This is a genomic window from Erwinia oleae (genome assembly GCF_000770305.1).
Taxonomy (GTDB): Bacteria; Pseudomonadota; Gammaproteobacteria; order Enterobacterales; family Enterobacteriaceae; genus Erwinia; species Erwinia oleae.
Genome location: NZ_JNVB01000110.1, coordinates 1 through 7,700, shown reverse-complemented (window position 1 = coordinate 7,700; position 7,700 = coordinate 1). Strand labels below are relative to the sequence as shown.

The following is a 7,700-nucleotide window of genomic DNA, read 5'->3' as shown; positions in this document are numbered from 1 at the left end:
ACTACGCGCTGACGCCGGATATGGCCATCGTTGACGCTAATCTGGTGATGAATATGCCGAAATCGCTGTGTGCGTTCGGTGGTCTGGATGCGGTGACGCACGCGCTGGAAGCGTACGTTTCAGTTCTGGCAAATGAATACTCTGATGGACAGGCACTTCAGGCGCTGAAGCTGCTCCAGGAAAACCTGGCGGCAAGCTACAACGAAGGCGCGAAAAACCCGGTAGCGCGTGAACGCGTTCATAACGCCGCCACTATCGCCGGTATCGCTTTCGCCAATGCCTTCCTCGGCGTATGTCACTCAATGGCGCACAAGCTCGGTTCGGAATTCCACATTCCGCACGGTCTGGCTAATGCCCTGCTTATCAGCAACGTTATTCGCTATAACGCTAATGATAATCCAACCAAGCAGACGGCTTTCAGTCAGTACGACCGTCCACAGGCGCGTCGTCGCTACGCCGAAGTGGCTGACCATCTGAAGCTGAGCGCCCCTGGCGATCGCACCGCGCAGAAAATCGAGAAACTGCTGGTGTGGCTGGAAGATCTGAAAGCGCAGTTGGGCATTCCTAAATCAATCCGCGAAGCGGGCGTGCAGGAAGCGGACTTCCTGGCGAAAGTTGATAAGCTGGCTGATGATGCCTTCGACGACCAGTGTACCGGTGCTAACCCACGCTATCCGTTGATTGCAGAGCTGAAACAAATCATGATGGATACCTTCTACGGCCGTGAGTACAGCGAGCCATTTGGCAGCGTATCCGAAGCGATTGTTAAGCAGCCAATTGACAACGTTAAAGAACAAATGCCTAAAAAAGTGAAAAAGGCATAACTCATTAAAAAACCGCCGAAAGGCGGTTTTTTTTTTACACCAGGCAACGGCCCTTCATCACCTCAGGCCATGCTCGCCGTGTATCGCACGCATGCATCCCTGCTCAATCGCCGCTTTATAATGCTTGCGGCAGACCGACACGTAGCGCTCATTACCGCCGATGACGACCTGCTCCCCTTCTTTATACGGCTTGCCCTCATGATCGAGGCGCAGCACCATTCCCGCTTTACGACCACAGTGGCAGACGGTTTTCAGTTCAATTAGTTTGTCGGCCCACGCCAGCAGATACTGGCTACCGGTAAAAAGCTCGCCGCGAAAATCCGTACGCAGGCCATAACACAAAACAGGGATATCCAGATTATCCACCACGTCAGACAATGCTTTGACCTGATCGCGAGTCAGAAACTGGCTTTCGTCGATTAAGACACAGTGCACCGGCTCGACCCGCTGCCCGGCTTCAATGTCACCAAAGAGATCCGTCGCGTTGTTATACAGTTTTGCCGGTGATGACAGCCCGATACGCGAGCTGACTTTGCCGGTACCAAAGCGGTTGTCGATTTCTGCCGTATAAACCAGCGTTCGCATCCCACGCTCCTGATAGTTATATGAGGACTGTAGGAGCGCCGTTGATTTACCTGCATTCATCGCAGAATAGTAAAAATATAGCTGAGCCATTTTGTTCGACTCCAGATAGGCAGTTCAAAAAATTTCGCCCGGCAGTGTATCATATACCCCTTGATTCTGCGTGACATTAATAGTTGCTTTACGACGTTCCCGCCAGCTATACGAAAGAGTAATAAATAAATTATTAATAATTCAGATTGTAAATTTCACAAAAAAAACGGCAACGTCGAGGGCTAATGGAAAAGATGAAAATCACATTTATTCAGCAATATAAGACTATTTTCCCTGATATTTTCCTGACATTATCTGCCGACTCGGCATGCTGACTGAAAATTTATAAATCGTAAAACGCGCTAATGGATAGGGTATTAACGTTGCGTTAAGGCGGCATTTCCAGCGCGTTGACTATTCCCAAATAATTAAAATTACATCAAAATATTAGCAAGAAATGCATTTACCTTTTAAGCCAGCGCTGACATTTAACGATAGAAATTTGCTATTGCAGAACCTTTTTTCCCGCCTTATTATTATTGAGCTAAAACATACCCACATATTTTATAAATTTGAGATTTTTGACAATGAGCGAATCGCTAAAAATATTGAACAATATTCGTACTCTGCGCGCACAGGCGCGTGAATGTACGCTGGAAACTCTGGAAGAGATGCTGGAAAAACTTGAAGTTGTGGTTAATGAGCGTCGTGAAGAAGAAAACCATGCGCAGGCTGAAAACGAAGAGCGAGCCCGTAAACTTCAACAGTATCGTGAAATGCTGATTGCCGACGACATCGATCCAAATGAATTACTGGCCGTACTGGGTACCTCTAAAACTTCCGGTAAGTCCAAACGTGCCGCTCGTCCGGCGAAATATAAATTTGTTGATGAGAACGGCCAGGCCAAAACATGGACCGGCCAGGGACGTACCCCGGCAGTAATCAAAAAAGCAATTGATGAAGAAGGCAAAACGCTGGACGATTTCCTGCTGTAACGTCTTTTATTAAAACCCTACTCTTTCTCGTGATAAAAAAAGGAAGCTGACGCTTCCTTTTTTAATAGTCGGTTTACACCTGGTAGAACGTTTTGTACCAGCCGACAAAGCGTGATATTCCCTCTTCCACGCTGGTCTGCGGCTTAAAGCCAATGGCCTGATAAAGCGCTTGCGTATCGGCGCTGGTTTCCAGCACATCTCCGGGCTGCATCGGCAGCATATTTTTTACTGCTTCACTGCCCAGGGCTTTTTCCAACGCCTCGATATAGGCCATCAACGTCACCGGCTGGCTGTTGCCAATATTATAAACACGATACGGCGCAGAGCTGGTCGCCGGACTGCCGTTTTCAACCGTCCACTGCGCATCAGCCTGCGGAATAACATCCTGAAGACGGAAAATCGCTTCGGCAATGTCATCAATATAGGTAAAGTCGCGCCGCATCTGACCGTTGTTATAAACGTCAATGGCTTCGCCGGCAACGATGGCTTTGGTGAATTTGAATAAGGCCATATCCGGGCGCCCCCACGGGCCGTAAACCGTGAAAAAGCGTAATCCGGTAGTCGGTATGCCATAAAGGTGCGAATAGGTATGAGACATCAGCTCATTCGCTTTTTTTGTCGCCGCATAGAGCGAAACCGGATGATCGACCGAATCATCGGTGGAAAATGGCATTTTGCGGTTGAGCCCATAAACGGAGCTTGATGAAGCGTAAAGCAGATGGCCAATATTATTGTGACGACAGCCTTCAAGAATATTCAGGTGACCAATCAGATTCGCGTCGGCATAGGCGAGAGGATTGTCCAGCGAATAACGCACGCCGGCCTGTGCGCCCAAATGAATAACGCGTTCAAAACTCTGACTGGCAAAAAGTGCCGCAATGCCTTCGCGGTCGGCTAAATCGAGTTTTATAAAGGTGAAATCGGGAGAGGCGATCTGTGCCAGGCGGGCCAGCTTCAGATTGACATCGTAATAATCGTTCAGGTTGTCGATTCCGACAACCTGGTGACCGGCCGACAGCAGACGGTTTGTAACGTGAAAGCCGATAAATCCTGCTGCGCCGGTAACCAGATATTTCATACTGCCCTCATTAATTATGCAATTTGGATAGAAGCTCCGCGGCCGATTGCATAATAAACAAAACCGCGTTTACTGACTCTCTCTGGATCATACAGGTTACGACCATCAAAAATCACGGCTTCTTTCAGAGCATTTTTAATAACGTCAAAATCCGGGGCGCGGAAATTTTGCCATTCGGTACAAATGACCAGACCGTCAGCGCCCTGAAGGGCTGCTTCTTTGGTGCCCATCAGCTTCAGATCGTCACGGTGACCGTAGATACGCTGCGCTTCATCCATTGCTTCCGGATCGAAAGCCTGCACCGTCGCGCCTGCTTCCCACAGCGTTTCCATCAGCACGCGGCTGGAGGCTTCGCGCATATCGTCCGTGTTCGGTTTGAATGACAGGCCCCACAGTGCAAAGGTCTTGCCCTGAAGATTGTCGCCGAAGTGACGCTTAATAAAGGTTGGCAGCTTGGTTTTCTGCGAATCGTTAACGTCTTCCACCGCCTGAAGCAGACGCGGTTTGTAACCAATCTGCTCTGCGGTGCGGATCAGCGCCTGCACGTCTTTCGGGAAGCAGGAACCGCCGTAGCCGCAGCCAGGATAGATAAACGAGTAGCCGATGCGTGAATCAGACCCAATACCCTGACGAACTTTCTCAACGTCTGCGCCCAGACGCTCCGCAAGGTTAGAAATCTCGTTCATAAAGCTGATTTTTGTCGCCAGCATGCAGTTTGCCGCGTACTTGGTCAGCTCTGCGCTACGAATATCCATCAGGATCATACGGTCGTGGTTGCGGTTGAACGGCTCATAAAGCTCGCGCAGAAGCTCAACAACCTCGTCATTATCGGTACCGACAACGATACGTTCAGGACGCATGCAGTCGCTTACCGCCGCGCCCTCTTTGAGGAATTCAGGGTTAGAGACCACGTCAAACGCAATCTCAGCGTTTCTTCCCTTCAGCGTCTCTTCCATCACGCCGCGAACCTTGTCAGCAGTGCCGACAGGAACGGTTGATTTATCGATCACAACCTTATGATCGTTCATGTGCTGTGCAATAGTACGGGCTACGGCAGTAACATATTTCAGATCTGCGGAACCGTCTTCATCGGGCGGCGTACCAACCGCGATAAACTGCATGATACCGTGGTTAACGCCCTCTTTAGCGTCAGTGGAAAACTTGAGACGACCCGCCTCATAGTTTTGCTTAACCAGCGGCGTCAGGCCCGGTTCAAAAATTGGAATGATCCCTTTCTTCAGATTGTCGACTTTGTTTTCGTCAACATCGATGCAAAGAACGTCATGTCCGACTTCAGCTAAAACCGCAGCCTGAACCAGACCGACATAGCCGATACCAAATACGGTGACTTTCATTGAATTGTCCCGGTTAAAATTAAACTTACTTTTTATTACCAACGGTGCTTTCGAGCCACTCTTTAAAGTCGCTGCCCAGCGAATTATGGCGCACGCCATACTCTACAAACGCCTGCATATAGCCGAGCTTGTTACCACAGTCATGGCTGATGCCTTTAAGATGGTAAGCTTCTACAGTCTCTTTATCCATCAGCATAGCGATCGAGTCGGTCAGCTGAATTTCGTCACCCGCGCCTGGAGGTGTCTTCGCCAGCAGAGGCCAGATGTCAGCAGAGAGCACATAACGGCCCACTACTGCCAGATTTGACGGCGCTTTATCTGCTTTAGGTTTTTCCACCACACCGACCATTGGTGCGCTTTCGCCTGGGTTAAGCTGTGCGCCCTGGCAATCCACCACGCCGTAAGCGGTCACGTCAGCGACGGGCTCAACCATGATCTGGCTGTTGCCGGTTTCTTCAAAGCGACGGATCATGTCAGCCAGGTTTTCTTTCGCCAGGTTGGATTCGTATTCGTCGATGATAACGTCTGGAAGGATAACAGCGACAGGTTCGTCACCGATAACCGGATGCGCACACATCACCGCGTGGCCAAGCCCTTTTGCCAGCCCCTGACGCACCTGCATGATGGTGACGTGCGGTGGGCAAATAGACTGAATTTCTTCCAGCAGCTGACGCTTGACGCGCTTTTCCAACATGGCTTCGAGTTCGAAACTGGTATCGAAATGGTTTTCGATAGAGTTTTTTGAAGAATGCGTAACCAGTACGATCTCATTAATGCCTGCGGCAATACACTCGTTTACGACATACTGAATTAGCGGCTTATCAACCAGCGGCAACATTTCTTTAGGAATAGCTTTAGTTGCTGGCAGCATACGCGTTCCCAGTCCTGCAACGGGGATTACCGCTTTTTTTACTTTGGACTTATAGGCAGACATCAAAGTACCTCTCTGTTAGGCCGTTCAAGTTATTACTTGATATGTCGAGTTTAAAAAACGAAGTGAGTATACCAGTGGAACCCTGACGGATTTATCCTGGTTGAATCATTTCAGCATAATTTAAGATTATTACCCAAGTATAAAGCCAATCTCTGGACCTGCCCGGCTTCGCGGACATGAATATCCGCGGCCGGTTTAATCGGTCGACAACATCAGGCGCAGCCTGCCGCCGGCGCCCCATACCTGACACTGCCAGTCACTACAGCGCTGGCTTATTTGATTCAAATGTGTACTGCCCATCGTACCAAGCGGGACACCATTACTGAGCTGTATTTGATGGGCATTTACGTTCAGGGTGGCATTTAATCCCGCAGAAACAAGAATAAGGTTTTTCAATCCCTGATGATAATAGCCGACCAATAAAGGAAACTGCCCTTTCAGATTGGCCTGGCGTAAAAGCAGATTAACCTGTTTTAACAGGCCATTTAATTCTGGTAACCGCTGAGACTGGCCGGACAATTGATCCTGAAGCAGGCCGTTAAATAATGCGCGCAATAATAAAGCAGCGAGTACGCCATTATCTCCGGCGCGCGTCACATCAAGACAGTAGAACGCCAAATCTTTCTCAGAAAGGGCCGCCACATCCAACACCAGACCCGGCTGTTCGGCCATCGTGAGCTGACGATAATTTATACGGCAGTGTGCGATCGTCTGTTGCACCGGCGGCTGTAGCTGTTTAAGCAATTTGGCCGCCGCCTGAGGATCCTGGGCCAGCGCGTCCCAGTCCTGAAAAAGCTGTTCATCCTCTTCGACTTTCGAGGAGAACATTGAAGGGTACAGGCACTCAAACACCGCTTCACGCAGACGGCCTAAATCTTTTAGCGGCTTGAGCAACACATCCTGCACGCCGAGCCGAAGGACGCTGGCGATATCGGCCATGTTCTCCGTTGCTGAAACGATAAGAATCGGGATGTCATTGCCGCTGCTGCGAAGATTCTCAACCAGTTGAAGGCCATCCATGCGCGGCATCGCCAGATCGCAGATCATCAGGTCGGGCACAGTGGCGCCGATTTTTTCCAGCGCATCAAGTCCGTCATCAGCGACGACAACGGTTGCCCCCAGCGCATCAAGAAAGTTGTTCAGCAGGGAACGGAAAACGGCTTCGTCTTCAACAATCAGAATCTGTTTTCCGGTTAACGGCTTCTCCATTATTCCCCCTTGCACAGCAGATAACTCAATAGTGGCTCATAAAAACCATTCTCGCTCGTGGTAAAAAGCATTAACCGCATAACTTATTCATCCTTAGATAATTTATGGCGGATCAGCGGCAAGAGTTCATCCATTCTCTTTTCAACGGCCAGCCGACCGGCTTCAATGGCTTCCGCCGCACGGTGAAAATCGAGCGTGGAAATTTGCGGACAAAAGGGCTGAATGAGGACATCAGGAGGGTCGCCCGCCATACGCGTACGTTTCACGCAGTTTTCAAGCACCTGTATCGAGGTGGTCATAATCTCCATCGCGCCGGGACGTTGATTCATTTTTCGCTGAGTGGCGCGCGTCAGCGTTTGCCGCAGCTTAACGCCCCACCCCGAAGCGGCTGCGCTTGATGTGCGCTCCTCGACAGGCGTAACGGAAAGTAAATCCTGATGCATCAGATGCGCGTCGTGCTGAAGATCGACAGCAATCACGATATCGGCGCCCAGCGCACGCGTCAGAGAGATAGGAACAGGGTTAACGACGGCCCCATCAACCAGCCAGTAGCCGTTCCATTCAACTGGCGATAGCAGACCGGGCATACTGCAAGAGGCGCGAACCGCCTGATGAAGGTCACCTTCGGTCAGCCACAGTTCGCGACCGGTACTGAGATTCGTGGCAACGGCGCCGAAGGGAAGTGAGCAC

7 protein-coding genes and 1 pseudogene are annotated in these 7,700 nt (G+C 50.2%); 2 read left to right on the top strand and 6 right to left on the bottom strand.

Annotated elements, in window-relative coordinates:
- Window positions 1–824 (top strand): annotated as a pseudogene (locus GS12_RS21445) (bifunctional acetaldehyde-CoA/alcohol dehydrogenase); the annotation flags it as partial.
- A gap of 57 nt (window positions 825–881) precedes the next feature.
- Here the strand turns inward: GS12_RS21445 and tdk are convergent.
- Window positions 882–1,499, bottom strand: a complete 618-nt coding sequence (gene tdk / locus GS12_RS21440) for a thymidine kinase (RefSeq protein ID WP_034915187.1) — start codon at window positions 1,497–1,499, stop codon at window positions 882–884.
- 527 nt (window positions 1,500–2,026) lie between these two features.
- On the opposite strand from tdk, the gene hns reads away from it, so the two are divergent.
- The gene (gene hns, locus GS12_RS21435) at window positions 2,027–2,434 is read left to right on the top strand and encodes a histone-like nucleoid-structuring protein H-NS (protein WP_034950702.1); all 408 of its coding nucleotides are present in this window, start codon (window positions 2,027–2,029) and stop codon (window positions 2,432–2,434) included.
- Window positions 2,435–2,507: 73 nt separating this feature from the next.
- Here the strand turns inward: hns and GS12_RS21430 are convergent, their stop codons facing one another.
- The 5 genes from GS12_RS21430 to rssA form a co-directional block, all read right to left on the bottom strand.
- Entirely contained in the window at window positions 2,508–3,512 is a 1,005-nt protein-coding gene (locus tag GS12_RS21430; RefSeq protein ID WP_034950699.1) for an NAD-dependent epimerase, read from the bottom strand.
- A gap of 14 nt (window positions 3,513–3,526) precedes the next feature.
- Window positions 3,527–4,867, bottom strand: coding sequence for a UDP-glucose dehydrogenase family protein (locus GS12_RS21425; RefSeq protein ID WP_034915193.1), 1,341 nt, complete (start codon window positions 4,865–4,867; stop codon window positions 3,527–3,529).
- A 25-nt stretch (window positions 4,868–4,892) separates the two neighbouring features.
- Complete coding sequence (gene galU / locus GS12_RS21420) at window positions 4,893–5,801, bottom strand: UTP--glucose-1-phosphate uridylyltransferase GalU (RefSeq protein ID WP_034915196.1); 909 nt, start codon at window positions 5,799–5,801, stop codon at window positions 4,893–4,895.
- 195 nt (window positions 5,802–5,996) lie between these two features.
- Window positions 5,997–7,010 carry a two-component system response regulator RssB gene (rssB, locus tag GS12_RS21415; protein WP_034950696.1) on the bottom strand — a complete coding sequence of 338 codons (1,014 nt, stop codon included), beginning with the start codon at window positions 7,008–7,010 and terminating at the stop codon, window positions 5,997–5,999.
- An 83-nt stretch (window positions 7,011–7,093) separates the two neighbouring features.
- The coding region (gene rssA, locus GS12_RS21410; protein ID WP_034950694.1) for a patatin-like phospholipase RssA at window positions 7,094–7,700 on the bottom strand (607 nt) is incomplete at its 5' end.

Bases quoted from the DNA above. Each gene is read 5' to 3' on its own strand.
- hns (WP_034950702.1), top strand. From the start codon at position 2,027: ATGAGCGAATCGCTAAAAATATTGAACAATATTCGTACTCTGCGCGCA.
- tdk (WP_034915187.1), bottom strand. From the start codon at position 1,499: ATGGCTCAGCTATATTTTTACTATTCTGCGATGAATGCAGGTAAATCA.
- GS12_RS21430 (WP_034950699.1), bottom strand. From the start codon at position 3,512: ATGAAATATCTGGTTACCGGCGCAGCAGGATTTATCGGCTTTCACGTT.
- GS12_RS21425 (WP_034915193.1), bottom strand. From the start codon at position 4,867: ATGAAAGTCACCGTATTTGGTATCGGCTATGTCGGTCTGGTTCAGGCT.
- galU (WP_034915196.1), bottom strand. From the start codon at position 5,801: ATGTCTGCCTATAAGTCCAAAGTAAAAAAAGCGGTAATCCCCGTTGCA.
- rssB (WP_034950696.1), bottom strand. From the start codon at position 7,010: ATGGAGAAGCCGTTAACCGGAAAACAGATTCTGATTGTTGAAGACGAA.